Here is a 24,649-nt window from a genome sequence, read left to right as displayed (position 1 = left end):
CGTGTCAGGCGAAGCAGGCGAGCGCCTGGTCGACCCGCGAGCGGATTTCGGCCAGCGTGAAAGGCTTTTGCACGACGTCGATAATGATGCCGTTCAATTCCTCGGCGCGCTCGCGCTGGTCGGCATAGCCGGTCATCAGCAGGATCTTCATGTCAGGGAAAAGCCTGGCTGCGGCGATCGCCATCTCGATGCCATCCATTTCCGGCATGCGGATATCGGAGACGACGAGGTCGTAACCGCCGCCTGCAGCACTGACCATCGCCAGCCCCTGCGCGCCGTCGGCGGCGATATCGATCGAGTGCCCGGCGCGTTCGAGCGCGCGGGCGGCGAGGGTGCGGACGGACTCATCGTCTTCGACGATCAGAAGCTTTGCCATGGGCCGGAATTTGGCGGGCAAAAGTTGACTTTTTCTGAAAATTTGAAGCGTCGGGGGCCTTTTCTCAGGCATCGCCTTTGACGACACCGACAAACGGCAGTTCGCGAAAAGCGTGAGCGACGTCCATGCCGTAGCCGACGACGAAGTAATCGGGACAGTCGAAGCCGACATAGTCGGCGTTCAGCTCCGTCTGGCGGCGCATGCGCTTGTCCAACAGCACCGCGATGGCGCAGCTTTTGGCGCCCCGCGACAGCATCAGGTTGCGGGTGAAGGACAGCGTCTTGCCGGATTCCAGGATATCATCGATCAGCAGCACGTCGCGGCCGGCGACCTCATTGTCGATGTCGCGCAGCACCCTCACCTCGCCGCTGGTGGTGCCGGCGCCATAGCTGGAAATGAAGATGAACTCGACCTCCGGCGACAGCCCGACATCGTGCATGGCGCGGATCAAATCGGCGGCGAAGATGAACGAGCCCTTCAGCACCGAAATCACCAGCAGGTCGTGATAGTCGTGCTCGGCGATCTCCTTGGCGAGTTCGAGATTGCGCCGCGCGATCGCGGACGCCGAAAACAGGACCTCGATGTCCTTGCCGCGCACAACTGGCATCAACAACCTTTCCAGAGAAACCGACTAGCCGGCGAAGGTGACCGCCACGGCCTTGACGCCGTTTCTAGGCACATCGAGGCGGCTGGAAAAGCCGAATCTTTCGCCGGGCGCCAGAGAACGGTTGGATGTCCCCAGAGTATAGCGGGTGATGCGGCTGTCATTGCCGGTGACACGTATCTCCAGCGGCGGCAATTGTCCCGCCTTCAAACCGTCATTGACGGCCTCGCCATCCACGAACAGCACCGAGGTGGGTCCCGAGGCGTCGACACGCGAGGTGACGCCGGCAATGCTGAGTACGGCGCCCTCCGGCTGTTCGACTGACCAGAACGGCGTCTGGCGCACCAGCGCGTGACCACCCGAGACCCAGAAGGCGGCAAGCGCCGCACCGATGCCGGCAATCCAGAAGATCGGCCCGCCACGCGATGCCGGCCGCCCGGCTGACGCATCTGATTTGCGCAGCATCTCCATGCCTTCCATCGACGGCGTCGCGATGTCGCGCGCCGGCGTCGGCATGGCTTCTACCCTTGGGATCGGCTGCGGCAGCACCTCATAATCCGCATCGACGATGTCGGTCGCCACAGGACGCGATTCCGGTGCGACACTTGTCCCGGTCATGATTTCGCCGGAAACCAGGCGCGCGGTTCGTTGCTCAGCCATCATGGCCCCGCTGTTGCCTCTTCGTTTCTTTTGCGTAAATGGAAATGGTTAACGCTTCCCCACCGGAACCCTTGTGACGCACTCAAAACCAGCGAAAATTAACCGACGGTTAACCATGGCGGCCGATGGTCGTTGGACAGAAAGGGCTGGCACGTCGCCGCCACACACCTCAGGTCGTCGCACGTGATCCGCTTCGAAAATGTCGGCCTCCGCTATGGCATGGGTCCGGAAATCCTCCGCGACATCTCCCTGCACATTCCGGAGAGCTCCTTCCAGTTCCTGAGCGGGCCCTCCGGCGCCGGCAAGACGACGCTGCTGCGCCTTTTGTTCATGTCGCTGAAGCCGACGCGCGGGCTGATCACCATCTTCGGCAAGGACCGCTCGCGCATCTCGCGCGCTGAACTGCCGCATCTCAGGCGCCGCATCGGCGTGGTGTTCCAGGATTTCCGTTTGCTCGACCACATGACCACTTATGAGAATGTCGCTCTGCCGCTGCGCGTGCGCGGCCGCGAGGAAGCGAGCTACCGCACCGACGTCACCGAACTTTTGAAATGGGTTGGCCTGGGCGAGCGCATGCATGTGCTGCCGCCCGTCCTTTCGGGCGGCGAAAAGCAGCGCGCGGCAATCGCCCGGGCCTTGATCGAACAGCCCGAAATCCTGCTTGCCGACGAGCCGACCGGCAATGTCGACCCGCCGCTGGCGCGCCGGTTGCTCAGGCTGTTCATCGAGCTCAACCGGCTCGGCACCGCTGTGGTGATCGCCACTCACGATCTCGGCCTGATGGAGCAGGTCGACGCGCGCCGCATGATCCTGGCCGGCGGAAGGCTGGATATTTATGACTGAACTATCGGCCGAACAGTTGCATGGAGACGCCGCCGATCTCGCGACGACGACGCAGCGCGTCCAGCGCCGCATGGCGCCGATCGTGCCGGCGCAGAATATCGCCGGCCGCGCCTTGGTGCTGGTCATCGCCATCATGACCTTCCTGTCCTGCCTAACTTTCGGCGCCGTCACGCTGGTGCGCGACACTGCCTCGGTCTGGGAAAACCAGATCTCGCGCGAGGCCACGATTCAGATCAAGCCGGTCGACGGCCTCGACATGGAGGCAGCCCTTGCCCAGGCCTCGCAGATCGTCGGCGAATTCCCCGGCGTGAAGGAAACCCGGATCATCGATCGCGACGCCACCGCGCGCCTTTTGGAGCCATGGCTGGGCTCGGGCCTGAATATCGACGAATTGCCGGTGCCGCGCCTGATCATCGTCACCATCGACGAGACCAGCCCGCCCGACTTCAGCGCCATCCGTGCGGCGCTCACGCCCAAGCTGCCGAGTGCTTCGCTCGACGATCACCGTACATGGGTCGACCGGCTGGTCGCCATGGCCCGCACCACGGTCACCATCGGCATCGCCGTGCTGGTCCTGATGCTGTCGGCGACGGTGCTGACCGTAGTGTTTGCGACGCGCGGCGCCATGGCGGGTAACGGCCATATCATCGAAGTGCTGCATTTCGTCGGCGCCGAGGCGCGCTTCATCGCGCGCGAATTCCGCTGGCATTTCCTGGTCACCGGGATGAAGGGCGCGGCCGCCGGCGGCGCAGCCGCGATCCTGGTTTTCATCGTCTTTTCCTGGTGGTCGTCGCGCAACATGGCAACGCCGCAGGCCGACCAGGCCACCGCTTTGTTCGGCAATTTCGCCATCGGATCGGCAGGCTATCTCGGCGTCGGCCTGATGGTGCTGGTGATCGGCGGACTGACGGCGGCGACCTCGCACGCCACCGTCGTCGCCTATCTCAGCGACATCGATGTCCGCCAGCCGGATGCGGGGTGACCCGTGAGGGCAGAAGCGAAAACAGTTCGGGGGCAAGGACAGGAATGGAAGGGACGATCACGGATCGAAAACCGACGTAACGCAATGTGCGCTTTTTTCCTTACCAAAAAGGCATTTCAGGATTAACCATAGGATGATGAACGCGCGGGAGTCGACCGGAACGGCTGGACAGATGCCAGTGGTGCGTTTGCGTGTGCGTACCGGGCTGGGCCGTTTGCGCACCGCCCTGCGTCTCGCCTCCCTCTGTCTACTGCTGCTGGTGGCCCTGTTTGCCGGTGGCTTCGGCTGGTTCGCCAGCAAGGTCAGCCACATGACGACCCCGACCAACCCGGCCAAGGCCGATGCGATCATCGTCTTGACCGGCGGTCAGGCCCGCCTCGACGCAGCACTCGATCTGCTTGCCTCCGGCAAGGGCGAGCGGCTGCTGATCTCAGGCGTGCATCCCTCTGCCAGCCGCCGCCAATTGCAGGCTGCTACCGGCGGCGACAAGGCGCTGTTTTCCTGCTGTGTCGACATCGACCGCGCCGCGCTCGACACGATCGGCAATGCCGAGGAAAGCGCTAAATGGGTGGAGAGCCACGCCTATGGCAGCATCATCCTCGTCACCAACAATTACCACATGCCGCGCAGCCTGCTCGAGATGGGCCGCCTGCTGCATGGCGCCAGGCTTGAACCCTATCCGGTGGTCAACACCAATCTGGACAATGGCGACTGGCTGACCAAGCCGGAAGCGCTACGCGTGCTTCTGACCGAATACAGCAAATACCTGCTGGCGCTTGCGCGCGGCGTCGTCCCGGTCCGCCAGACTGCCGACAGCGTCGCACTGGCCGAGGTTTCGACCGCCAAGGACTAAAGCAATTCCAGGAAAAGTGTGTAGCGGTTTTCCCGGGAAAAGCACGTACGCTTTCCCTTGGGAATTGGAGAGACGACTCTGACGGCGCTCGATTACCCCTTGGCCGTGCCGTCTTCCGCGCCACGCAGCCGCGCAATCTCCTGTTCGAGGCTTTCAATCCGCTTGTCGCGTTCGGCGAGTGCGGCCGCGACATCGGCGGCCTCGAATCGCTGCGGAATGTGTTGCGGGCAATTGGCATCCCAGGCCGAGACGGTGAACAAGATGACCTGCTCGGGGCGCGCCTTGTAGTCCTGCGGCATCAGCCTTGCCAGAAGCTCGGCATCGTCCTCGACGACGCGCGCCGTGCCCCAGATCTTGACGCGCTGGCGATGCGCATAGTCGATCAGGAACAGGAATGCCTGGTTGTTGTCGGCGAGATTCCCCTGCGTGATGAACTGCCTGTTCCCGGAGAAATCGGCAAAGCCGATGGTCTTCTCGTCCAGCACCTTGAGGAAGCCGGCTGGCCCGCCGCGATGCTGGATGTAGGGCTGACCCTCGCCATTTGCCGTCGACAGGAAGACGCTGGTCTGCGCCGCGATGAAGTCGGCGAGGTCGGGCGTCATATGGGCGCGCCATCCGCCGCGCTCCTCGGCGCTGGCATAGCCCTTGCGCGAACCTTTGCGGGTCTGGATCGCCTTGACCGTCGGCGTGAAGGCGACATCGCTGGTGAAAGTATGAGCATTCATGGAAGCCTCCGCGAGGCCGAAACACGGCCATTGTACGCGAAGAGGTAGATCCTTCCATGTTTTGGATGTAGATGGCATAGTTGCAAGCTATCCTTCCAATTTCCGGAAGAAAGTATGGATCGTCTCGAAGCCATGTCGCTGTTCGTCGCCGCGGTGGAAGCGGGCAGCCTTTCCGCTGCCGGCCGCCATTTCGGCATTCCACTGGCAACGGTCAGCCGCAAGGTTTCCGACCTCGAAAAGCACCTTCAGGCGCGCCTGCTGAACCGTTCGACCCGGCAGCTCACGCTGACCGATGCCGGCCAGGCCTATCTCGCCGCCTGCCGCCGCATCCTCGGCGAGGTCGGCGAAGCCGAACGCACCGCTGCCGGCGAATACAGCACGCCGACCGGCGACCTGTTCATCACCGCGCCGGTCGTCTTTGGTCGCCTACACGTTCTGCCTGTCGTCACCGAATTCCTGGCGGCTTATCCTCAAGTCAACATTCGCCTGGCGCTGGCTGACCGGATAACCCAACTGGCGGAGGAACATCTCGACCTTGCCATCCGCATCGGCGAGCTTGCGCCTTCGAGCCTCATTGCCATCCGCGTCGGCGCGATCCGTCGCGTCGTGTGCGCCAGCCCCGCCTATATCGCCGCGCATGGCATGCCGCGGACGCCGGACGATCTGGCCGCGCATGAATGCATCAGTTTCGAAGGGCCTGCAGCGCTCGCCAGCTGGAGCTTTGCCGGCGACAAGGGCGAACTGATCGTGCCGATCCACTCACGGCTGCGCGTCAACACGGCGGAAGCTGCAATCGATGCCGCGATTGCAGGCGCCGGGATGACGCGGGTGCTCTCCTACCAGATCGCGGACGCAGTACGTTCCGGCGTGCTCGTCCCGGTCTTGCGACCCTTCGAGCCGCAGCCGTGGCCGGTGAGCCTCGTCCATGCCGGCCAAGGCCTGCTGGCGGTGAAACTAAGGGCGTTCCTCGATTTCGCCGCTCCGCGGCTGAAGCAGCGGTTATTGCAGGCGACGTGGTGAGTTGAGACTGGCTTGAGTCAGTGGCGAGCCGGCCTATGTCAGGCCATTGCGGCGTTTCCTTTTTGCCCGCGCTTGGTGTAACCAACGCACACCTCCTCAACGGGCCCTTCCCCGCATGCTCTATATCCGCTCGCTGGCGTTCAACTTCGTCTTCTATGTCAATCTGATCGTCCAGATGGTCCTCTGGACCCCTTACTACTTCCTCTCGCCACGCCATCGCGCCTGGTTCGTGCCGAAATTCTGGTCGCGCACCAGCCTGTGGCTCTACGACAAGATCGCCGGCACCAGGAGCGACATCACCGGCGTCGAGAACCTGCCGGAGGGCTCTTTCATCCTGGCGCCGAAACACCAGTCGTTTTGGGACGCGATCGCTTTCTTTCCCTTCCTCCACGATCCGCTTTATATCCTGAAGCGCGAGCTGACCTGGATCCCCTTCTTCGGCTGGTACATCCTGAAGATGCGGATGATCCCGGTTCACCGCGGCAGCCGCTCCAAGGCGTTGAAGCAGGTCGTTGCATCGACAAAGCAGGAGATGGGGCGCAATCCGCGCCAGCTGATTATCTACCCCGAAGGCACGCGCCGAGCGCCAGGCGACGAGCCGGCTTACAAATACGGCATTGTCGAGCTCTATACGCAGCTTGGCGTCCCGGTGGTACCGGTCGCCCATGTCGCCGGCCTCTATTGGCCTCGCCGCAAATTCTTGCGCTTTCCCGGCACCATCAAGGCCCGCTTCCTGCCGCCGATTCCGCCCGGGCTCGGCAAGGACGAATTCATGGACCGGCTGATCGGCGATACGGAAGCCGCCTGCGACCAGCTGCTGATCGAGGCATCGCAGGCTCCTAACCCGCCGCAAATGCCGCCGACGGCGGTCAAGCGGCTGGCCGAACTCGCCGCGGCCGCCAAAGCAATTCCAGGAAAAGTGTGAGCGGTTTTTTCCGTCCTGAATTGCGCCAAAACAAAAAAGACCAAAGCTTGATCTCTTCTGCGGGCCGGCTCAAGGCCACGCCGCCAGCGCCGTGGTCAGCACCAGCGTCGCCGCGAAGGCCAGATTGATGATCCGCGACGCCAGCGGCTGGCGCAGGGTGCGGGCGAAGGCCGCGCCGGCCAGCAGCCACAGCACATGGATGGCTACGATCATCAGGGTGAGAACCGCCAGCCTGGCCGGGATGCCGAGAGCATCGGCGCCGGCTGCGGTCGCGGAGCCAGCAAGGACCGCAGCAATCGCCACATAGGCTTTCGGGTTGGCAACGGCGAGCAGGAAGCCGCCGAGGAAGGTCGGCAGAACCGCGCTGCTGTCACGCGCGGCCAGCGGCGGCGCTGTCGCTATTCTGTAGGCGAGGTAGAGAATATAGGCGGCGGAAGCGACCGCCAGCACTGGCGCTACGCCCGGCATCGAGGTGAGGATAGCCTTGATGCCGGTGGCCACGATCAGCAGCACCGCGACCGTGCCTAAAATCATCCCCGATGTGTAGTGAAGCGAATTGCGCAGGCCGAAGGCGGCCCCTATCGCCGTGACGCTGATCGTCGCCGGGCCAGGACTGCCCATGACGACGGTTGCCGCCAGCACCAGCGCCAGCAATTGCTGCCAGGGCTGCGCCTGCGAAAGAATGTCTGCGGCCATGCTGCCTCTTCTCCACAATAATGGAGAACAGTGTGGCAAGGCGGAAAGCCGTCGTCTTGAACGATCGTGCCGAACCTGCGCGGCTAGGCGCTGGCCTTGTCCAGCGCCACGAGATCCTCCGCGCTGAGCTTCAGCGATGCGGCGCGCACCAGGCTGTCGACCTGGTCCAGCGTCGTGGCGCTGGCGATCGGCGCAGTGATGCCGGGCTGCGCCATCACCCATGCGAGTGCTACTTCCGCCTGCTTGGCCGAATGGCGCGCCGCCACAGTGTCGAGTGCGGCCAGAATGCGCATGCCGCGCGCATTGAGATAAGCCTTCACGCCGCCGCCGCGTTCACTTTTGCCGAGATCGGCCTCGCTACGGTATTTGCCGCTCAAAAACCCCTTGGCGAGACTGAAATAGGTGATGACGCCGATATCCTCGGCCACGCACACATCATGCAGCGGCCCGTCGAAGGATGAGCGATCGTAGAGATTGTATTCCGGCTGCAGCACGCTGTAGCGCGGCAGCCCGCGCAGGCTGGCAACATCGAGCGCGGCGCGCAGCTGGCCGGCGTCGAGATTCGAGGCGCCGATATGGCGGACCTTGCCGGCAGCGAGCAGCTTCTGGTAGGCGCCGAGCGTCTCTTCATAAGGCGTGGTCGGGTCCGGCCAGTGCGACAAATAGAGGTCGATGACATCGGTCTGCAGTCGCTTGAGCGACGCCTCGACTGCCCTTTCGATATGGGCAGCGGACAGATCCTTCTTGCCTTGTCCCATATCCGAGCCGACTTTGGTGATGACGATGATCTTGTCACGGTTGCCGCGGCTTTTCATCCATTTGCCGATGATGGTCTCGGACTCGCCGCCCGCGTGGCCGGGCACCCAGCGCGAATAGGCATCGGCCGTATCGATAGCGTTGAGGCCGGCGCCGCCGAACCGGTCGAGCAGGTCGAAGGAGGTCTTCTCGTCCGCGGTCCAGCCGAAGACATTGCCGCCCAGGACCAGCGGCGCGATGGAAAGGTCGGTTTGACCGAGACGGCGTTTTTGCAAGACGGGGCTCCGTGGGCTGGCGGCGGGCGACCCGAATGCTTCGGGCCGCAGCTAAGCTAGGTCTCGCCGCGCCGAGGTCAAAGGCCTCAGCCAATTTTCCAGCGGGCCAGCGCTTCACAAAGGCGCGAGCGCTTCGCCTGCAGGCTCGCCGTGGTCCACTGGCTCACGAGGCGATCCGCTTCGCCACCTCTTCCAGCCAGTGGTCGCTGATACCCAGCGCCGCGAGATGCTGCAGCGTGTTGAGCACATAGTCCTCGTTGTTTCCGGACTGGCCGACGGCGCCACGGATAACACCTGCCGCATGCGCGGGGTCGAGCCCGCCGGCATACTGCTCATGCTGGCGGTCGACGATATAGGCAACCGCTTTCACTCTCTCTCCCGCGGCCGCCCCATTCCCGTCGAGGCTGATATCGAGCACACGCTCGAGGTAGACGCTGGTCACCAATTCGCGCTCGCGCAGATAGGTCAGCACCTCATCGCGCAGCTCGCCGGGCACGCGAAAGGCCAGCCCGATGCAGGAGCCGCCACGGTCGAGGCCTAGCACCAGGCCCGGCCGCTGGCGCGTGCCGCGATGCACGAAGGAATAGACGCAGAGCGACCGGCGGTAGCCGTAAAGCCGCGCGCGCCGTGTCTCGACATGGGCGAATCCCGGTCGCCAGATCAGCGAGCCGTAGCCAAAAACCCAAAAATCGCCCATATCGCCAAGCCTGATTGTACGAGAGTGACGCCGCCGCATCGGAATCGGTGCTCTTCTGTTCTTTTTGCTTTTGCGTAAGCCACAGTCCACCCGCAACACGCCCGCGTTAATGAAAGCCGCAGCATGACGTCAAGTGACGAGCGTCCGTCGAAGTTTCGCCGCCGGCTGATGTGGCTCGCTGCCTTGCTCGTTATGCTGTTCGGCGTCTACAGCGCAGTCTGGTTCTATGTCGCCGGTCGCGTCAGCAGCGAAGCCGACAAGGCGGTGGCCTCGCTCAAGGACAAAGGCATCGAGGCCGGCTGCGCCAACCTCACCGTCAGCGGCTACCCCCTGAGTTTTGCCATCTCCTGTGACAATCTGGCTTACGAGGACGACGCCAGGAACGTTGCCGCCTCGGCAGGCAGCTTCAACTTCGTTGCAGAGCTCATCCGGCCTTTGTCGCCTGCCGCCGAGTTGCGTGGGCCGCTGCGCACCTCGGTGCCGGGGATGGCGCCGCTATGGATCGACTGGGACAATCTGCAGGCCAATGCCAAGCTCTTCTGGCCCCTGCCCCGGAGCATTTCGCTGCAGGCGGAGAGCTTGTCCGGCCAGACGGATCCGGCCGACGACACTGATCCGGTTTCACTGTTCAGCGCCGGAACCGCGGCGGGCGAGTTGCGGCCCGACGGCCAGGACATCGGCTACGTCGGCAGCTTCACCGATCTTGAGAGCGACCCCGCCGCGATCGGCGGGCGCGTGCGGCCGCCGCTCGACGGCAGCGGCGACGCGACGCTGAAGAACGGCGTCGCGCTGATGAAGACGCAGGCCAGGAGCCTGCGCGGCCAGGCGGCCGACATCCACAAGCTCGATCTGTCGTCGGGAACCGCGCGCATCACCGTCTCCGGCCCGGTGTCGGTCGACGCCAACGGCCTGGTCAATGCCGACCTGACGATCAAGCTGCAGGATCCCAAAGCCGTGGCGGCAATCCTCGCCACCGCAATCCCCGAGCAGAAGAGCCAGATCGAGCAAGGCTTTGCCGGTCTGGCGCTGCTCGGCAACGAACCGTCGATGCCGCTCAAGGTGGTGAAGGGCAAGGTCTCGCTCGGCTTCATTCCGCTGGGCAAGATCAAGCCGCTCGATTAGAGCAATTCCAAGAAAAGTGTGAGCGGTTTTCCGTCCGGAATTCCGTTAAAACAAAGAGATAGAGCATGATCGCAAAGAGCGGGAACGGCTTTTGGGGAGAGATCATGCTCGAGCAAGCCGACGCATGAACCGACCGGTGAAACTGCTGAGCGTTGGCGCGCTGACGCTGGATACCATCCTGCGCGTCGAAACCCTGCCCACGCATCAGGGCAAGTTCATCGCCTCGGACGGCATCCAGATCGCCTCGGGCATGGCGACAAGTGCTGCCTGCGCCGCCCGCCGTCTCGGCGCCGAGGTGTTCCTGTGGGCAAGTGCAGGTGACGATGCCGTCGGCGACCAATTGCTGGCCGGCATCGAGGCCGAGGGCGTCGATTGCGGCTTTGTCCGCCGCGTCGAAGGCGCCCGCTCGGCGCTGGCCGCGATCCTGGTCGACGCTCATGGCGAGCGCATCATCGTGCCCTTCTACGACCCAAAGGCGCAGGCCGACCCCGAGGCGGTGCCTGTCGCCGATCTTTCCGGCTTCGATGCCGTGCTGGTCGATGTGCGCTGGCCGGGCGCCGCCGCTCTTGCCTTGACCGCCGCGCGCGACGCCGGTTGCCCGGCAATCCTCGACGCCGACACGGCGCCGCTGGAGGTGCTGGAGCATCTGTTGCCGCTGGCGTCGCACATCGTCGCTTCGGAGACGGCTGCACGCATTGTCTGCGGCCACGCGCTGGATCCCGAAACCGCCTGCGCCGACCTCGCCAGCCGCACAGACGCCTTCGTGGCGGTGACCGGCGGCGCCTCGGGAAGCTGGTGGCATGACCGGTCCGCCGGATGCGTGCGCCACATCGCGGCGCCGAAGGTCAAGGCGGTCGACACGCTGGCCGCCGGCGACGTTTTCCACGGCGCCTTTGCCGTTGGACTTGCTGAGGCCATGTCGGTCGAGCACGCGTTGCGCTTTGCCAGCGCGGCGGCCGCGCTCAAATGCCAGCGCTTCGGCGGCCGGCTGGGCGCGCCGGACCGGGCCGAGACAATGGCCATGGTCGCGGCGACCTGGCCCGTCTGAAACAGATTTAACTTTTCACCGGGTGCTCGACCGCCTGCCGGCCGAAATCCGGCACGTCGATATCCTGGCCGGCCTCGATGATCGAACGGCGAACGGCCCGGGTGCGGGTGAACAGGTCGAACAGCTTGTCGCCGTCGCCCCAGCGGATCGCCCGCTGCAGCGAGGCGAGGTCCTCCGAAAAGCGCGCCAGCATTTCCAGGATGGCATCCCTGTTGTGCAGGCACACGTCGCGCCACATGGTCGGGTCGGAGGCGGCCAGACGGGTGAAGTCGCGGAAACCGGAAGCCGAATATTTGATCACTTCCGACTTGGTCACCGATTCCAGATCGTCGGCCGTGCCGACGATGTTGTAGGCAATGATGTGCGGAAGATGCGAAACGATGGCCAGCGTCATGTCATGATGCTGCGGGTCCATCGAGTCGATGTTGGAGCCGCAGCGCCGCCAGAATTCCGACAGCTTTTCCAGCGCGGCCGGATCGGTTCCCGGCAGCGGCGTGAAGATGCACCAGCGGTTTTCGAACAGGTCGGCGAAACCCGCATCCGGGCCCGATTTCTCCGTACCTGCCAGCGGGTGCCCCGGAATAAAGTGCACGCCGTCCGGTACATAGGGCTGCATTTGCGCAATGACGGAGGCCTTGGTCGAACCGACATCGGTGAGGATGGCGCCCTTTTTCAGCCCCGGCGCGATCTCTTGCGCCACCTCGCCCGACGATCCCACAGGCACCGAGACGATGATCAGGTCGGCGTCGCGGACCGCTTCCCTGGCGCCGGTGGTGTAGCTCTCGCCAAGACCGAGCTCCTTCGCCCGCGCCAGCGTGGCCGGGCTGCGCGTCGCGATGGCGACATGGCGGGCCAGGCCCTCGCGGCGGATAACGCGGGCCAGCGACGAGCCGATCAGGCCGATGCCGACCAGCGCGATCTTTTCAAACATCGGTGATGTCATTGTTTCAGCTTTTCAGGAACGTCGTGAGGGCGTCGATAACGCCGCGATTGGCTTCTTCGGTGCCGACGCTCATGCGCAGCGCATTGGGAAAGCCATAGCCGGTAACGCGCCGCAATATATAGCCGCGCTGGGTGAGGTAGTCGTCCGCCGCCTCAGCCGAATGCTTCTTGTCGTCGGGAAAGTGGATGAGGACGAAATTGCCGACGCTGGGCGTCACCCTGAGCCCAAGCTTCGTCAGCTCTTCATTCAGCCAGGTAAGCCAGGTCTCGTTGTGCAACGAACTGCGCTCGACATGGGCGCGGTCGCGGATGGCGGCAATGCCGGCCTCGATCGCTGTTGCGTTAACGTTGAAAGGGCCGCGGATACGGTTGATGGCATCGACGATGTGCAGTGGGCCATACATCCAGCCGATGCGCGCGCCGCCAAGGCCGAGCTTGGAGAAGGTGCGGGTCATGACCACATTCTGTGCGCTGCCCGCCAGCTCGATGCCGGCCTCGTAGTCATTGCGCCTGACATATTCGGCATAGGCCGCGTCGAGCACCAGAAGCACGTTGCCCGGGAGCGTGGAATGCAGGCGGCGGACCTCCTGGAACGGCAGATAGGTGCCGGTCGGATTGTTGGGATTGGCGAGGAAGATGATTTTGGTCCGCGGCGTCACCGCGGCCAGGATCGCGTCGACGTCGGCGCGCTCCTCGGTTTCCTTCACAGGAACCGGCTTGGCCCCCGCCGACTGAATGTAGATCTTGTAGACCATGAAGGCATGTTCGGTAAAAATCGCCTCATCGCCTGGCGCCAGATAGGTCTGCGCCAGCAGGCCCAAAATCTCGTCGGAACCGTTGGAGCAGATGATGTTTGCCGGGTTGAGGCCATGCACCTCGGCGATCGCCTCGCGCAGCCGGCGGGCGGTGCCGTCGGGATAGACATCGAGCTTGCCAGCCACTTCGCGCGCGGCCTCGATCGCCTTCGGCGACGGGCCGAGCGGGTTCTCGTTCGACGACAATTTATGGACCTTGGCGACGCCGGCCGGTGCCGTGCTCTTGCCCGGCACATAGGCGTCGATGTCCATAATGCCCGCGCGGGGCGTCGGCCGTGCCTTGTCCGCTGTCTTGTCCATGTCGCAAATCCATCGAGAATGCCTCCGTCCGGAGGCCGCAGCGGAAATACAAGCCGTAGCCGCGAATGTCGAGAGGCGGGCAATAGCTGGCCGTTGACGCCGGGCCGCACGAGTTCTAGAAGAACGCAACAGTTCCGTGGTGATTTGGCCGGTCGGCTTGCAGCCACGTTAAACAACTCGCTAAAGGGCCGTTTGCGTGACGTAACCGGCTTTGCGATCGCACTGCCGGTTTTTTATTGCCTGACGGCGGGCAAGGAGAGTCACATGGCCGCGCTCCGCGCTACAAAAACCAACAACGAGGCCGACAACCCGTCGAGCCCTGTGTTGCGTTTTGGCCCTGACAAGCCGCTGAAGCTCGACGCCGGCACGCTTTTGTCGCCGTTCCAGATCGCCTACCAGACATATGGCGCCCTCAACGATGCCCGCACCAACGCCATCCTGGTCTGCCACGCGCTGACCGGCGACCAGCATGTCGCCAGCACCAATCCGGTGACCGGCAAGCCCGGCTGGTGGGAAGTGCTGATCGGTCCCGGCAAGATCATCGACACCAACCGCTTCTTCGTCATTTGCTCCAACGTCATCGGCGGCTGCCTCGGCTCCACGGGTCCGGCCTCGACCAATCCCGCCACCGGCAAGCCCTACGGCCTCGACCTGCCAATCATCACCATCCGCGACATGGTGCGGGCGCAACTGATGCTGGTCGACCATTTCGGCATCGAAAAGCTGTTTTGCGTGCTCGGCGGCTCGATGGGCGGCATGCAGGTGCTGGAATGGGCATCGTGCTATTCCGAGCGCGTCTTCTCGGCCCTGCCGATCGCCACAGGCGCACGCCATTCCTCGCAGAACATCGCCTTCCACGAGGTCGGCCGGCAGGCCGTCATGGCCGATCCGGACTGGCATGGCGGCAAATATTTCGAGCACGGCAAGCGCCCGGAAAAGGGGCTCGCCGTGGCGCGCATGGCCGCCCACATCACCTATCTGTCGGAAGCCGCCCTGCATCGGAAATTCGGCCGCAATCTGCAGGACCGCGAAGCGCTGACCTTCGGTTTCGACGCAGATTTCCAGATCGAAAGCTATCTGCGCCACCAGGGCATGACATTCGTCGACCGCTTCGACGCCAACTCCTACCTCTACATGACCCGTTCGATGGATTATTTCGACCTCGCCGCCGACCATGGCGGCCGGTTGGCAGATGCCTTTGCCGGGACCAAGACCCGCTTCTGCCTGGTGTCCTTCACCTCGGACTGGCTGTTCCCGACCGAGGAGAGCCGCTCGATCGTGCATGCGCTCAACGCCGCCGGCGCCTCCGTCTCCTTCGTCGAGATCGACACCGACCGCGGCCATGATGCCTTCCTGCTCGATGAACCCGAACTGTTTGCCGCCATCAAGGGCTTCATCGGCTCGGCGGCCCGCGCAAGGGGGCTCGCCTCATGAGCGTCAATGGCAGCCAGCGCGTCGACCTCGAAGTCGTGGCCAACCTGATACCGACGCAGTCGCGGGTGCTCGATGTCGGCTCCGGCGACGGCCTGCTGCTCGAACTCCTGCAGGAGACCAAGCAGGTCGACGGCCGCGGGCTGGAGCTGTCACAGCGCGGCGTCAATGAATGCGTGGCGCGCGGTCTCTCGGTCATCCAGGGCGATGCCGATACCGACCTCGAATTCTATCCAGACAAGGGTTTTGACTTCGTCGTCCTGTCTCAGACGCTGCAGGCGACCCGCAACCCGAAGCTGGTGCTCGACGAGCTGCTGCGAATCGGCAACCGCGCCATCGTCTCCTTCCCCAATTTCGGCCACTGGCGGGTGCGGCTGTCGCTGTTCGTCAATGGCCGGATGCCGGTGACCGCGGACCTGCCCTATTCCTGGTACGACACGCCCAACATCCATTTCTGCACCATCCGCGACTTCGTCAATCTGGTCGAGGAACTCGGCGCTTCGGTCGAGAAAGCCACCGCGCTCGACGGCAACGGCCAGAAGATCGGACTGTCGATGCCATGGTGGTTCTGGAATTTCTTCGGCCAGCAAGCGGTGTTCTTGCTGAAGCGGTAGTTTGCCCCTATTCCAGCACGTCCGTCGCCTTGTGCGGGTGCTGAACGCCATCGGCGATGATCACATCGGCGTGGGAGTTGTCGGTGCGCAAGGCCAGAATCTCCCGATAGGCTGATGAATCGTACCAGCCCCACGCATGCGCCCTGTCCGGAAACTCGATGACGATCAGATGCCCGGGCCATTCGTTTTCGACCACGTCCATGTCGCCGCCGTGGACAAGGAAGCGGCCGCCGAACGGCTCCAATGTGGCGTCGATCCTCTGCAGATACTCGACAATCTGCGGGCCCATTGTGACTTGACGCATATGGGCGACGGCGTAGGCGGCCACGGCTGAACTCCCTGTGAGATCGAAGCCCGACGACCGGCTTCGTTGGCGCAATCTGCAGACATGATGGCCATCGGTCGATTACGTCTGGGGTAATCGGCCGGCTTACGGCGTCCTGGCTCAACAGTTTGTGATGACATTGCCGCTGGTTTTTTGTAGCGTCGAATCGAATGCCATCCCGGGGTAAGGCTTGGACGGCGACCATCAAAACCTCCGGCCTCCAGGCATTTCGGGGCACAATCGAAGCAACATGTCCAAGGCAACCGACCTCGCTCCGCTGATCTCGGTGATCACACCGACGCACAATCGCCGCAGCAAGGTGGTGCGCGCCGTGGAGAGCGTGCTGGCGCAGAATTTTCCCCGGTTCGAACACATTGTCGTCGATGACGGCTCGACCGACGGTACGGCAGCCGCACTTGCCGAAATCCGCGATCCACGGCTGATCTATGTTGGCTCGAAATGGCGCGGCGCCAATGCCGCCCGCAATGCCGGCATCGAGCGGGCGCAGGCGCCGGTGGTGACATTCCTCGATTCCGACGACGTCTATTTGCCGGATCGCCTGGCGCGGACGCTGGAGCAGTTCGACAACAATCCCTCACTCGAAGTGCTGATCAGTTCCTTCGTGTCGCTGAAGGGCAATCGCCGCACCAACTGCGTCAACCGCGAGGCGCTGCTGAGCCGCGACTCGCTGGAGCGGGCCCTTGTCGCGCAGACCATCTTCATTGCCGGGTCGGCAATCACCGCCCGGCGCGAGTCGCTGCTGGCCATCGGCGGCTACGACAGTGACGTCACGCGCATGCAGGATCGCGAATTGTTGCTGCGCTTTGCCCGTCGCAGCGGCGCGCAGCTGTCCGAAGTGATCGACTGGAAAAAGTACAACTCGGAGAATTCGATCTCCGGTCGCCGGGACGGCTATGTCGAAGCCTATGCGAGCTTGATCGACAAGCACCCCTATATCGCCGACCGCTACCCCTACATTCCGCCTTACATGATCGCCCGGCAGCTCATCGCCGATGCACTCAAGGGCAGGGTTTCGCAGGCGTTCTCCGGCTATATGGCCAACCGGTCGTCGAAGGCGCTTGGCTATTCGCTGCCGCAGCTGTTGCGTGGCTATGTCGGCGGCCGGCGCTGGCGCCGCGATCTCTATGCCGAATTTCGCGACAAATACGGTGCACGGCCGGCCTGAAGTTTGCCGACAAGCCGCGCAGCGGCTTTCCCCTCCGAACTGCCTCAAACCTCATTTGTCGAGTTCCGGCAGATATGGGTCGGAATATAGCCGCCGGTCGCGTTCGCCCTGTAGGCAGTCCATGGGTGCGGCGGCATCGATCGGGACCACGGTCGCATCGGCGATGCCGCTCACCTCCAGGATCAGCTTGCGGCGTATGGCGGTGGCGAATTCCGAGGCCGCATAGATCGGCAACACGAAGGAGCCTGGCCCACCGGTGACGCAGTCGTCATAATACTGGTCGAGATGGCTGAACGTCGGCGACGGGCTGATCAGGATCGGCAGGCCGTTGATGACGATGCCCTTGGCCACCGCCGCATCGCGTGTCGTGGCGACGGGCAGCCCGGTGTTGTTGGGACCGTCGCCGGAAATGTCGATGACGCTGCGTGGCGCATCGAACCCCGTGCCCTCGAACAGCCCGGCGCCGAAGGCAAGCGCACCGGAAATCGAGGTGCCGCGAAAGCTGCGGAACGGCCGCGCTTCTATTCTGTCGGCGAAGGCGTTGGCGCTCTCTGCGCTGTCGATCACCTGCCAGGCGATGACGCCATCCTCGCGCACGACGCCCGCCCATTCGAAATAGGCAAGCGCGATGCGCCCGGTGGTTGCCGAGCGCACGGCCTTGATGAAATCGGGATGCCTGAGCGCCTCGACATAGCCAGCGCGCTGCAGCGCGAACTCCCTCTCGTCCATCGACTGTGATATGTCGACGGCCAGCACCAGTTCGACATCCACGGCAACGGCCGGGGCAGCCACGGGCGTGGTGCAGGCAAGGCAGGCAAGCAGGCTGAGCGCATCGAGCATGGCCGCACCACGGATGTTTCGACCCGTGAATCTTCGCCGCGATCGCGGCGAAATAAAGCCCCTTCTACTTCTTTCGCCGCACGGCCGCTTTCGGCGGCGGGTCGATGGCGCCGGTCCTGACTCGGGCGGGTTTCAATGGCGCAGCACCCGTATCCTTCACGATGTTCAATGCGCGTGGAAAGAAATGACCATTGTGCAGTCCGCGCCCGATGTTGAGGATCGCGGTTTCCGGCAGGCGTTTCTCCAGCATGGACAGTACCCTTCGCAGCGAAGGACCATCGAACGCGTCCATCGCTTCGTCGATGATCACCCATTTCGGCTGCCGCAAGGCCAGCCTGGCGAAGGCCAGCGACCGCTGTTCGTCATCGTTGAGTTCCCGCTCCCAGCGTGCGGAACGGTCGAGCGAGGATGACAGCCGCTCGAGGCCGACCTCGGCCAGCACCGCCCCAAAATCAGCATCGCCAGCCGGCGCCGAGCCATTCGGATGCAGCACTTCGCGTAACGTGCCGGCAGGAAAATACGGAACACGCGGCACGAAAATCGGCGTTTCTCCGGCCGGCAAGCCGATCCGCCCGCTGCCCCAGGGCCAAAGGCCGGCAATGGCGCGGAAGAACAATGTCTTGCCGGCGCCTGGGTCGCCGGTGATCATGACGCGCTCACCGGGATGGATCTCGACATGGCTGTCTGAAAGTTTGGTGCGGCCCTCCGGCGAGGCCACTTGGAGCTTCTCGAAGGTCAGGCTGCCATTGGCGTTATCGCCGAATTCGATGCGCTTTTCCTTGTCGTGCAACACATCGGTTTCATCGAGCGCAATGCGGAAGTCGGCAACGCGCATCAGCGTGGCGCGCCAGTCGGCGATGCCGCCGATATTGTTGATGAACCAGCGCAGCGACGAGTGCACCTGGTTGAAGGCGCCGACCGCCATCATCAACCCGCCAAAGCTGATATCGCCTGAAAAATAGACCGGCGATGCCACAAGGATCGGCGCCACCACGGTGATCCAGCCATAGGTATCGGTCACCCAGGAAAGGTTGATCTGCGCTTTGTAGATGTTTCGCATCGCGCCCAGCACCGTGCCAAGGTCGATTTCGAGCCGTCTCTTGGCATCGGCTTCGCCGTGATAGAGCGCGATGGCGTCGACATTCTCGTTGACGCGCACCATCCCGGAACGCAGCTCGGCCTCGCGGGTGTAGCGGTCGCTGTTGAGGCGGATCAGCGGCCGCCCGACCAGCCAGCTCAGCCAGGAGGCGATGCCGGCATAGAGGAACGCGGCCCAGACCATGTAGCCCGGTATCGCCAGCGACCAGCCGTTGATGTGGAAGACGAAGCCCGACGAGAGTTGCCAAAGCACGCCGACGAACGACACCAGCAGGATGAAGGATTGCAGCAGGCCGACGCCGAGGTCCGTCGACAGATCGGACAGATGCGCGGCATCCTGCTGCATGCGCTGGTCGGGATTGACGCCGATGGCGCCGGCATTGGCGAGCCGGAAGGCCCGCGCCGGCCGCATCCATTGGTCGATCAGGTCGAGCGTCAGCGCCTCGCGCAGCTTCAGCCGGATCATCTGGTTGAGCCAGGTCTGAGCGATGTTGAGCAGGAGCAGCGTGCCGGCAATCACGGCAAAGATCATCAGCTGATGCAGGAAGGCCGCCATGTCGCGACGCGCCAGCGCATCGTAGAAAGGCTGGTTCCAGCGGTTGAGCAGAACCTGGCCGATCGACGTGGCGACGATGACCGCCATAATGCCGACCGACGTCCAGACCAGCCACTTGCGCACCGGTGAGCCTACCAGCGCCCGTTTGATCGTCGCCACCTGATCGCGCAGGCTGCTGGCTTCGACGGTTGCCGGCTGAGCGGTGGCGGACTTGTCCGGTTGATCAGCCATGCACGAGGTCCTTGCGTTCAGAAGCGTTGCTGAACCAGATGGAGAGACTTGAAGGCATCCGCCGCTCAAACGGACCGCGAATGCATCTGCGACAGATAGGTGGGAAAAACCCACGCAACACCAGTTTTCATGATGATCACGAAGGTGTCACCTGACGCGTCGTCGATGTCACCCCTTCCGCCCGGCGGCCAAGCCGCGTCGCACCGTGCGGTGACAGTACCGGCACGAAGACACGGCGCGAGGCGCGCTGCGCGACCGGCACGCCCTGATAGAGCCGCTTCTGCGCCTCGACCACGATGACGCCGGAAAAGATCGGCCAGAACCGCCGGCCGGCGCGCTCCAGCACATTGTGGAACCGCATCATGAAGCGCCGCGGCGATGGCGGGAAGAACAGCGCGTCGGACCAGGAAGCCGGTGTGAAATTCGCCTCGCGCAGCAATTCTGTCAGCTGGCCGCGCGAGAACGGCCGGCCATTGCCGAACGGCGTGTGCTCGAACCGCGCCCAGACACCGCGCCGGTTGGGCACGACGATGACGACGCGCCCTGCCGGCGACAGCACCCGCCAGATCTCGTTCAGCGTCTCGCGCGGGTTTTCGACATGTTCGAGCGAATGCACGAGCAGCATGTGGTCGATGCAGGAATCGACCAGCGGCAATTCCTCGTCGAAGACCAGCGCCGTAGCCGTCGGCCCGTTCGCCGGCCAGACGACGGCGCCTTGCGTAGCAGGCATGAAGGCAAACACCCGCTCGGCATCGGTGCCGAACCGCTCCAGCCACGGCAAGGTATAGCCGAGCCCGACCAGCCGCTCATTGGGCACTGTTGCCCATATTGAGGACAGCGCCATGGTGATCGAGCGTTCAGCCAGGCGGCCGAGCGTGGTCGAATAGAAGGAGCGGAGATCGACGATATCGGAATGCATGCGCGGGACGGTAGCTGCGATGCCGCCCAAGTTCAACAAAGCCCCCACGTTCTGCAAAGCTAGAGTGACATCGGCGGCCAAGCGCCCTATGTCTGCGCCAACAGATGGAGAGATGCCAATGCCCGTCGAAATCGAACAGTTCATGTGCCGCAGCGACAATTTCGGCGTGCTGGTGCATGACCCGAAAAGCGGCGAGACCGCCATTATCGACGCACCCGAAGAAGCGCCGATCATTGCCGCTATCGAGCGTACCGGCTGGAAGCCGACGATGATCCTGACCACCCACCACCATGTCGACCATGTCGAGGCCAATCTGGCGCTGAAGGAGCGCTTCAAGCTGCGCATCGTCGGACCGGAGGCGGAAAAGGAAAAGATCCCCGGCATCGACGAGACCGTCGGGCAAGGCTCGGTCGTCCATCTCGGCGGTGAGCGGATCGATGTCATCGCCACGCCCGGCCACACTGCGGGCCATGTCTCCTATCATTTTCCGGCCTCGAAAGTGGCGTTCACCGCCGACACTTTGTTCGCGCTCGGCTGCGGCCGGCTGTTCGAATGCAAGCCGCCGGTGATGTATGAGTCGCTGAAGAAGCTCGCCGCACTCCCGGCCGACACGGTCATCTATTGCGGCCATGAGTATACGCTTTCGAACGCCCGCTTTGCGTTGACCGTCGACCCGACCAATTCGGCGCTGAAAGAACGCGCCGCCAAGATCGAGACCCTGCGCGCCGACAACAAGGCGACGCTGCCGACCACGATCGGCGAGGAATTGTCGACCAATCCGTTCCTGCGCTGGCACGACCCGGCCATCCGCAAGCATCTCGGTATGGAGGCGGCCTCCGACGCCGAAGTGTTCGCGGAAATCCGCAAGCGCAAGGACAATTTCTGAGCATCGTTCCGGGATCAGCCATGACCAGCGCCGCTGAAATCATCGCCACGCTCGGCCTCAAGCCACATCCGGAAGGCGGCTGGTATGCCGAGACCTTTCGCGACGGCGCCGGGCGCGGCCATTCGACGGCGATCTATTTCCTCCTTGAACAGGACCAGATTTCGGCCTGGCACCGGGTCAAGGACGCGGCCGAGGTCTGGCACTTCCATGCCGGAGCGCCGCTGGCGCTGTCGATGTGCGAGGAAGGTAGTCCAATGCTTAACCAGGTGATCGAGCAGGTGCTCGGCATTGAGCTTGCGGCGGGCGAGCGGCCGCAGATCGTCGTGCCGGCCGGCTGGTGGCAATCGGCGCGCAGCCTCGGCGAATGGACGTTGGTCGGCTGCACCGTGGCGCCGGGCTTCGACTTCGCCGCGTTTGAAATGGCCGAGCCGGGCTGGCAGCCTTAGGCCAGAAGAAAACCAAGAGTTATGCAGAGCTGGGCGGCATAGTAGAGCACCCAGACCGCATAACGGATGCCGGCGCGATAGGGTGCTATTGCCGGAACCAGGAATTTCTCCGTGGCAAGCAGCCCGTCCGATGCCATGAACATAACAGCGCCGCCGATGACCCACGGATTGGCGAGCGTCAACGCCGAGATGCCCATCGCCAGAATGGCCGCGATATAGATGGCGATCGGCACCCGCAGGCCGGGACTGACACGGCGCCAGAGCGCCGCCAGCATGACGACTGCGAAGGCCGCCATGGCAAGCGCGATGGCGCCGCGCCATGTCTCGGTGCTGAGCACATCCAGCCCGCCGCCGCCGAGCAGGAAGAGCGGCACATAGAGGACATGCGCCGCAAGGAAGCTGGCCAGCCCGCCGAGGAAGGCCTTTTCGCCGTCACGCGACAGGAAGGCATCGCCGACGGCGCTGAGCGCCAGCGCAGAGACGAGCAACAGCGGCCCACCTTGCATGAAGGCCAGCGCCGCAAGCATGGCCACGGCCAGCGTCTTTGCCGCCGAGTGGGCCAGCGTCGGCCGCATGTCCAGGGTGAAGGCGTAGATCACCGCCGCCACCAGCGAAAAAATCAATGTTGCATTTGCGTTGGCGTCGATGCCGCCGGCAAACGGCATCGTCATGCGCTTGCCCCGCCAGTTGCCGCCTTGCGCAGGAACAACGATTTCGCCGCCAGCGCCGCGCCGCCGGTGATCAGTACGCAGGCCGCCAGGATACGCAGCGACGGCTCGGCAACGCCCGCCGCGATCAGCACCAATGTCGACAGCAGTGGCGCCGCATAGCTTGCCGCGCCGAGCACCTGGATATTGCCTCGTTTGACGCCGATATCCCAGGCGTAGAAGGCGGCACCCACCGGCATCAACCCCAAACCAACCACCGCCAGCCACTGGCCGGGGCCATCGGGCAGCACCGTCTTTTCCAGCAGAAGATGGCAGATGAGGGACAGGGCTGCCGTGGCGGCGCAGAACCAGGTGACGATTGAGGTCGGCACCGCCGGAAAGCGCCGCGACAGCAGCGAATAGGACGACCACAGCAGCGCACAGACGGCCGCCATCGCATAGCCGAAGGTGTAGCGAGCATCGAAGGCGAGGCCGCCACCCTTGGTGACGATCAGCACGGTCCCGGCGAGCCCGAGCAGCGCGCCGACGACATGGTTCCAGGCCAGCTTCTCGCCCGGCATCAGCGCTGATCCCAGCACGATCAGCAGCGGCCACAGATAGGCGATCAGGCTTGCCTCCACCGCCGGCGCGTTGCGCAGCGCGGTGAAATAGAAGAAATGGTAGCCGAACAGTCCGGCAATGCCGATCACCCAGACCTGGCGTGGGATCTTCAGGCTTTTATCGGTCGCCGGCATGAACAGCCGGGCAACCAGCCCGACCGCGGTGCCGATGGTGAAGGTGATGGCCGAGAGCAAGAATGGCGGCACGGCGCCCGACGCATCGGTGAGCAACGCCAGCAGCGCCCACATGGCGACCGCCGAGAAACCGATCAGTGTTGCGCGCCCCATGCCCGTCTCCGGCGACTCGCCCCATTTCTATTCGGGTGGGCGCGTCTATTCAGTAGCTTCGAACCGCCCCGCGCTGACAGTCAAGGTGCCGATCTGCGTCCCGACCGTGGCGTGGATCGGCGCATATATGCCGGTTTGGCCGAGCGGTGCAAACGTCACCATCATCTGGCTCTTCTTCTTCAGGTAATTCAGCGCCTTGCGGCCCTTGCGGTAGCCTGCCACCGGCTCGAAGCTCATCTTGCAGGTAACGGTGTCGCCCTTGTAGCCCTTGACCGAGATCGATCCTTTCGAGGCGTAGGTCAGCGTCAGGTCGGCGCGCATCTCGCCGTCATAGAATTTCACCTTGCGCCCGCAGACCTGGTCGAGGCTGTCGGCATGGATAACGGTAGCCGCCATGGGATCGAGCACAGATGCCAGATCGTTGCTGCCCAGCGGTATCCAGTTTTTGGGATTGCGCTTTTTCGGTTCGGGAATGACCTGGGTGGCGGTCACCGCGCCATTGGCAAAGCGGATATCGACCATGGAAGCCTTCTTACCGGACTTATAATCGGCGCGAAATACCTGCGGCTGCATCTGCTTGCCCAGGATCTTGCCCTTTGACGAGATCGTGCCGCTCGTGTCGTCGAACAAGGTGGCGAGACCGGCGCTGGAGACGGTGCCCTCTATGGAATAGCTATCGCCTTCGTAGTGGCTGGAAAATGTCGCCTTGGCCACGGAAAGGCCGAGGAACGACACCGTGTATTCGCCCTTGAAGGACTGTGCGGTGGCTGCGGGCGCGGCGGCAAGGATTGATGTCGGCAAAGCCGCGACAAGTATGGCGACAACGGCATGTGACGGGCGAAGCATGGCGGGCTCGGTCCTTGATTTTTTAACCGGAAGCGGGCGACTCCGGCTCGAAATGTCCCTGTCCGACCGCTTATAGG

General features: G+C 63.7%; 28 protein-coding genes and 1 riboswitch. Of the genes, 12 read left to right on the top strand and 16 right to left on the bottom strand.

The window, feature by feature from the left end:
- Positions 1-4: 4 nt before the first annotated feature.
- The 3 genes from NKI37_RS09630 to NKI37_RS09620 form a co-directional block, all read right to left on the bottom strand.
- Positions 5-376 carry a response regulator gene (locus NKI37_RS09630; protein ID WP_023673316.1) on the bottom strand — a complete coding sequence of 124 codons (372 nt, stop codon included), beginning with the start codon at positions 374-376 and terminating at the stop codon, positions 5-7.
- Between the two features lie 64 nt (positions 377-440).
- Positions 441-983, bottom strand: coding sequence for a hypoxanthine phosphoribosyltransferase (gene hpt / locus NKI37_RS09625; RefSeq protein ID WP_023673315.1), 543 nt, complete (start codon positions 981-983; stop codon positions 441-443).
- A gap of 24 nt (positions 984-1,007) precedes the next feature.
- Positions 1,008-1,643 carry a hypothetical protein gene (locus tag NKI37_RS09620; RefSeq protein WP_352789840.1) on the bottom strand — a complete coding sequence of 212 codons (636 nt, stop codon included), beginning with the start codon at positions 1,641-1,643 and terminating at the stop codon, positions 1,008-1,010.
- 180 nt (positions 1,644-1,823) lie between these two features.
- Between NKI37_RS09620 and ftsE the strand changes: the two genes are divergently transcribed.
- The 3 genes from ftsE (at position 1,824) to NKI37_RS09605 (ending at position 4,318) form a co-directional block, all read left to right on the top strand.
- The gene (gene ftsE, locus NKI37_RS09615) at positions 1,824-2,483 is read left to right on the top strand and encodes a cell division ATP-binding protein FtsE (RefSeq protein WP_023685344.1); all 660 of its coding nucleotides are present in this window, start codon (positions 1,824-1,826) and stop codon (positions 2,481-2,483) included.
- Complete coding sequence (locus tag NKI37_RS09610; RefSeq protein WP_023824702.1) at positions 2,476-3,465, top strand: cell division protein FtsX; 990 nt, start codon at positions 2,476-2,478, stop codon at positions 3,463-3,465. The genes ftsE and NKI37_RS09610 overlap by 8 nt, the downstream gene beginning before the upstream one ends.
- Before the next feature lie 133 nt (positions 3,466-3,598).
- Positions 3,599-4,318 (top strand): YdcF family protein, encoded by a 720-nt coding sequence (locus NKI37_RS09605; protein ID WP_023824703.1) that lies wholly within the window; start codon positions 3,599-3,601, stop codon positions 4,316-4,318.
- A 92-nt stretch (positions 4,319-4,410) separates the two neighbouring features.
- Here the strand turns inward: NKI37_RS09605 and NKI37_RS09600 are convergent, their stop codons facing one another.
- Positions 4,411-5,043, bottom strand: a complete 633-nt coding sequence (locus NKI37_RS09600) for a pyridoxamine 5'-phosphate oxidase family protein (RefSeq protein ID WP_023673310.1) — start codon at positions 5,041-5,043, stop codon at positions 4,411-4,413.
- Positions 5,044-5,157: 114 nt separating this feature from the next.
- Here NKI37_RS09600 and NKI37_RS09595 point away from each other — a divergent pair, with 114 nt between their 5' ends.
- Together NKI37_RS09595 and NKI37_RS09590 are read left to right on the top strand one after the other, a co-directional pair.
- Positions 5,158-6,063 carry a LysR family transcriptional regulator gene (locus tag NKI37_RS09595; RefSeq protein ID WP_023673309.1) on the top strand — a complete coding sequence of 302 codons (906 nt, stop codon included), beginning with the start codon at positions 5,158-5,160 and terminating at the stop codon, positions 6,061-6,063.
- A 115-nt stretch (positions 6,064-6,178) separates the two neighbouring features.
- Complete coding sequence (locus NKI37_RS09590; RefSeq protein WP_023673308.1) at positions 6,179-6,988, top strand: lysophospholipid acyltransferase family protein; 810 nt, start codon at positions 6,179-6,181, stop codon at positions 6,986-6,988.
- Between the two features lie 69 nt (positions 6,989-7,057).
- Here the strand turns inward: NKI37_RS09590 and NKI37_RS09585 are convergent, their stop codons facing one another.
- The 3 genes from NKI37_RS09585 to NKI37_RS09575 form a co-directional block, all read right to left on the bottom strand.
- Entirely contained in the window at positions 7,058-7,684 is a 627-nt protein-coding gene (locus NKI37_RS09585; RefSeq protein WP_352789837.1) for a LysE family translocator, read from the bottom strand.
- Between the two features lie 83 nt (positions 7,685-7,767).
- Positions 7,768-8,715, bottom strand: a complete 948-nt coding sequence (locus tag NKI37_RS09580) for an aldo/keto reductase (protein ID WP_023685347.1) — start codon at positions 8,713-8,715, stop codon at positions 7,768-7,770.
- Between the two features lie 163 nt (positions 8,716-8,878).
- The gene (locus tag NKI37_RS09575; RefSeq protein WP_023673305.1) at positions 8,879-9,412 is read right to left on the bottom strand and encodes a gamma-glutamylcyclotransferase; all 534 of its coding nucleotides are present in this window, start codon (positions 9,410-9,412) and stop codon (positions 8,879-8,881) included.
- 123 nt (positions 9,413-9,535) lie between these two features.
- Here NKI37_RS09575 and NKI37_RS09570 point away from each other — a divergent pair, with 123 nt between their 5' ends.
- Together NKI37_RS09570 and NKI37_RS09565 are read left to right on the top strand one after the other, a co-directional pair.
- Positions 9,536-10,534, top strand: coding sequence for a DUF2125 domain-containing protein (locus NKI37_RS09570; protein WP_352794413.1), 999 nt, complete (start codon positions 9,536-9,538; stop codon positions 10,532-10,534).
- Positions 10,535-10,658: 124 nt separating this feature from the next.
- A complete protein-coding gene (locus tag NKI37_RS09565; protein WP_023685349.1) occupies positions 10,659-11,582 on the top strand; it encodes a sugar kinase in 924 nt (307 codons plus the stop codon).
- A 7-nt stretch (positions 11,583-11,589) separates the two neighbouring features.
- On the opposite strand, the gene NKI37_RS09560 is transcribed toward NKI37_RS09565, so the two are convergent.
- Complete coding sequence (locus tag NKI37_RS09560; RefSeq protein ID WP_352790752.1) at positions 11,590-12,525, bottom strand: prephenate/arogenate dehydrogenase family protein; 936 nt, start codon at positions 12,523-12,525, stop codon at positions 11,590-11,592.
- Positions 12,526-12,529: 4 nt separating this feature from the next.
- Positions 12,530-13,639: a histidinol-phosphate transaminase gene (gene hisC, locus NKI37_RS09555; protein WP_352790754.1), complete on the bottom strand. Its 1,110-nt coding sequence runs from the start codon at positions 13,637-13,639 to the stop codon at positions 12,530-12,532.
- Between the two features lie 126 nt (positions 13,640-13,765).
- Positions 13,766-13,843, top strand: a riboswitch (SAM riboswitch).
- 60 nt (positions 13,844-13,903) lie between these two features.
- Between hisC and metX the strand changes: the two genes are divergently transcribed.
- Positions 13,904-15,073, top strand: coding sequence for a homoserine O-acetyltransferase MetX (gene metX / locus NKI37_RS09550; RefSeq protein ID WP_023685352.1), 1,170 nt, complete (start codon positions 13,904-13,906; stop codon positions 15,071-15,073).
- The gene (gene metW, locus NKI37_RS09545; RefSeq protein WP_023726965.1) at positions 15,070-15,684 is read left to right on the top strand and encodes a methionine biosynthesis protein MetW; all 615 of its coding nucleotides are present in this window, start codon (positions 15,070-15,072) and stop codon (positions 15,682-15,684) included. The genes metX and metW overlap by 4 nt, the downstream gene beginning before the upstream one ends.
- A gap of 7 nt (positions 15,685-15,691) precedes the next feature.
- Here the strand turns inward: metW and NKI37_RS09540 are convergent, their stop codons facing one another.
- Positions 15,692-16,012 carry a DUF1330 domain-containing protein gene (locus NKI37_RS09540; RefSeq protein WP_023694041.1) on the bottom strand — a complete coding sequence of 107 codons (321 nt, stop codon included), beginning with the start codon at positions 16,010-16,012 and terminating at the stop codon, positions 15,692-15,694.
- Between the two features lie 247 nt (positions 16,013-16,259).
- Here NKI37_RS09540 and NKI37_RS09535 point away from each other — a divergent pair, with 247 nt between their 5' ends.
- Positions 16,260-17,195, top strand: coding sequence for a glycosyltransferase family 2 protein (locus NKI37_RS09535; protein ID WP_023673297.1), 936 nt, complete (start codon positions 16,260-16,262; stop codon positions 17,193-17,195).
- A gap of 51 nt (positions 17,196-17,246) precedes the next feature.
- Here the strand turns inward: NKI37_RS09535 and NKI37_RS09530 are convergent, their stop codons facing one another.
- The 3 genes from NKI37_RS09530 to NKI37_RS09520 form a co-directional block, all read right to left on the bottom strand.
- Entirely contained in the window at positions 17,247-18,035 is a 789-nt protein-coding gene (locus tag NKI37_RS09530; protein WP_352790756.1) for a DUF1194 domain-containing protein, read from the bottom strand.
- Between the two features lie 64 nt (positions 18,036-18,099).
- Positions 18,100-19,920, bottom strand: coding sequence for an ABC transporter ATP-binding protein/permease (locus NKI37_RS09525; RefSeq protein ID WP_352790758.1), 1,821 nt, complete (start codon positions 19,918-19,920; stop codon positions 18,100-18,102).
- Between the two features lie 136 nt (positions 19,921-20,056).
- Positions 20,057-20,839, bottom strand: a complete 783-nt coding sequence (locus tag NKI37_RS09520) for a class I SAM-dependent methyltransferase (protein ID WP_352790805.1) — start codon at positions 20,837-20,839, stop codon at positions 20,057-20,059.
- Between the two features lie 118 nt (positions 20,840-20,957).
- Between NKI37_RS09520 and gloB the strand changes: the two genes are divergently transcribed.
- Positions 20,958-21,725: a hydroxyacylglutathione hydrolase gene (gloB, locus tag NKI37_RS09515; RefSeq protein WP_023706326.1), complete on the top strand. Its 768-nt coding sequence runs from the start codon at positions 20,958-20,960 to the stop codon at positions 21,723-21,725.
- Between the two features lie 20 nt (positions 21,726-21,745).
- Positions 21,746-22,171, top strand: a complete 426-nt coding sequence (locus tag NKI37_RS09510; protein WP_023706325.1) for a cupin domain-containing protein — start codon at positions 21,746-21,748, stop codon at positions 22,169-22,171.
- Here NKI37_RS09510 and NKI37_RS09505 read toward each other — a convergent pair.
- Genes NKI37_RS09505 through NKI37_RS09495 form a run of 3 tightly spaced genes read right to left on the bottom strand, consistent with a single transcriptional unit; the run spans position 22,168 to position 24,572 of the window.
- On the bottom strand, positions 22,168-22,842 hold the full coding sequence (locus tag NKI37_RS09505; protein WP_023711709.1) for a lysoplasmalogenase family protein: 675 nt from the start codon (positions 22,840-22,842) through the stop codon (positions 22,168-22,170). The two genes, NKI37_RS09510 and NKI37_RS09505, sit on opposite strands and share 4 nt — an antisense overlap.
- The gene (gene yddG / locus NKI37_RS09500; protein ID WP_023670684.1) at positions 22,839-23,726 is read right to left on the bottom strand and encodes an aromatic amino acid exporter YddG; all 888 of its coding nucleotides are present in this window, start codon (positions 23,724-23,726) and stop codon (positions 22,839-22,841) included. Before yddG ends, NKI37_RS09505 begins: the two co-directional genes overlap by 4 nt.
- A gap of 45 nt (positions 23,727-23,771) precedes the next feature.
- Positions 23,772-24,572: a DUF3108 domain-containing protein gene (locus NKI37_RS09495; RefSeq protein ID WP_023686727.1), complete on the bottom strand. Its 801-nt coding sequence runs from the start codon at positions 24,570-24,572 to the stop codon at positions 23,772-23,774.
- Positions 24,573-24,649 lie beyond the last annotated feature (77 nt).

Origin of the sequence: Mesorhizobium sp. M0626 (assembly GCF_040320665.1) — a bacterium.
Taxonomy (GTDB): Bacteria; Pseudomonadota; Alphaproteobacteria; order Rhizobiales; family Rhizobiaceae; genus Mesorhizobium.
This window is presented reverse-complemented; position numbering and strand designations above follow the sequence as displayed.

Coding starts and splice junctions, on each gene's coding strand:
- NKI37_RS09630 (WP_023673316.1), bottom strand. CDS start 376: ATGGCAAAGCTTCTGATCGTCGAAGACGATGAGTCCGTCCGCACCCTC.
- hpt (WP_023673315.1), bottom strand. CDS start 983: ATGCCAGTTGTGCGCGGCAAGGACATCGAGGTCCTGTTTTCGGCGTCC.
- NKI37_RS09620 (WP_352789840.1), bottom strand. CDS start 1,643: ATGATGGCTGAGCAACGAACCGCGCGCCTGGTTTCCGGCGAAATCATG.
- NKI37_RS09610 (WP_023824702.1), top strand. CDS start 2,476: ATGACTGAACTATCGGCCGAACAGTTGCATGGAGACGCCGCCGATCTC.
- NKI37_RS09605 (WP_023824703.1), top strand. CDS start 3,599: ATGATGAACGCGCGGGAGTCGACCGGAACGGCTGGACAGATGCCAGTG.
- NKI37_RS09600 (WP_023673310.1), bottom strand. CDS start 5,043: ATGAATGCTCATACTTTCACCAGCGATGTCGCCTTCACGCCGACGGTC.
- NKI37_RS09595 (WP_023673309.1), top strand. CDS start 5,158: ATGGATCGTCTCGAAGCCATGTCGCTGTTCGTCGCCGCGGTGGAAGCG.
- NKI37_RS09590 (WP_023673308.1), top strand. CDS start 6,179: ATGCTCTATATCCGCTCGCTGGCGTTCAACTTCGTCTTCTATGTCAAT.
- NKI37_RS09585 (WP_352789837.1), bottom strand. CDS start 7,684: ATGGCCGCAGACATTCTTTCGCAGGCGCAGCCCTGGCAGCAATTGCTG.
- NKI37_RS09575 (WP_023673305.1), bottom strand. CDS start 9,412: ATGGGCGATTTTTGGGTTTTTGGCTACGGCTCGCTGATCTGGCGACCG.
- NKI37_RS09570 (WP_352794413.1), top strand. CDS start 9,536: ATGACGTCAAGTGACGAGCGTCCGTCGAAGTTTCGCCGCCGGCTGATG.
- NKI37_RS09565 (WP_023685349.1), top strand. CDS start 10,659: ATGAACCGACCGGTGAAACTGCTGAGCGTTGGCGCGCTGACGCTGGAT.
- NKI37_RS09560 (WP_352790752.1), bottom strand. CDS start 12,525: ATGACATCACCGATGTTTGAAAAGATCGCGCTGGTCGGCATCGGCCTG.
- hisC (WP_352790754.1), bottom strand. CDS start 13,639: ATGGACAAGACAGCGGACAAGGCACGGCCGACGCCCCGCGCGGGCATT.
- metX (WP_023685352.1), top strand. CDS start 13,904: ATGGCCGCGCTCCGCGCTACAAAAACCAACAACGAGGCCGACAACCCG.
- metW (WP_023726965.1), top strand. CDS start 15,070: ATGAGCGTCAATGGCAGCCAGCGCGTCGACCTCGAAGTCGTGGCCAAC.
- NKI37_RS09535 (WP_023673297.1), top strand. CDS start 16,260: ATGTCCAAGGCAACCGACCTCGCTCCGCTGATCTCGGTGATCACACCG.
- NKI37_RS09530 (WP_352790756.1), bottom strand. CDS start 18,035: ATGCTCGATGCGCTCAGCCTGCTTGCCTGCCTTGCCTGCACCACGCCC.
- NKI37_RS09525 (WP_352790758.1), bottom strand. CDS start 19,920: ATGGCTGATCAACCGGACAAGTCCGCCACCGCTCAGCCGGCAACCGTC.
- NKI37_RS09520 (WP_352790805.1), bottom strand. CDS start 20,839: ATGCATTCCGATATCGTCGATCTCCGCTCCTTCTATTCGACCACGCTC.
- gloB (WP_023706326.1), top strand. CDS start 20,958: ATGCCCGTCGAAATCGAACAGTTCATGTGCCGCAGCGACAATTTCGGC.
- NKI37_RS09510 (WP_023706325.1), top strand. CDS start 21,746: ATGACCAGCGCCGCTGAAATCATCGCCACGCTCGGCCTCAAGCCACAT.
- NKI37_RS09505 (WP_023711709.1), bottom strand. CDS start 22,842: ATGACGATGCCGTTTGCCGGCGGCATCGACGCCAACGCAAATGCAACA.
- yddG (WP_023670684.1), bottom strand. CDS start 23,726: ATGGGGCGCGCAACACTGATCGGTTTCTCGGCGGTCGCCATGTGGGCG.
- NKI37_RS09495 (WP_023686727.1), bottom strand. CDS start 24,572: ATGCTTCGCCCGTCACATGCCGTTGTCGCCATACTTGTCGCGGCTTTG.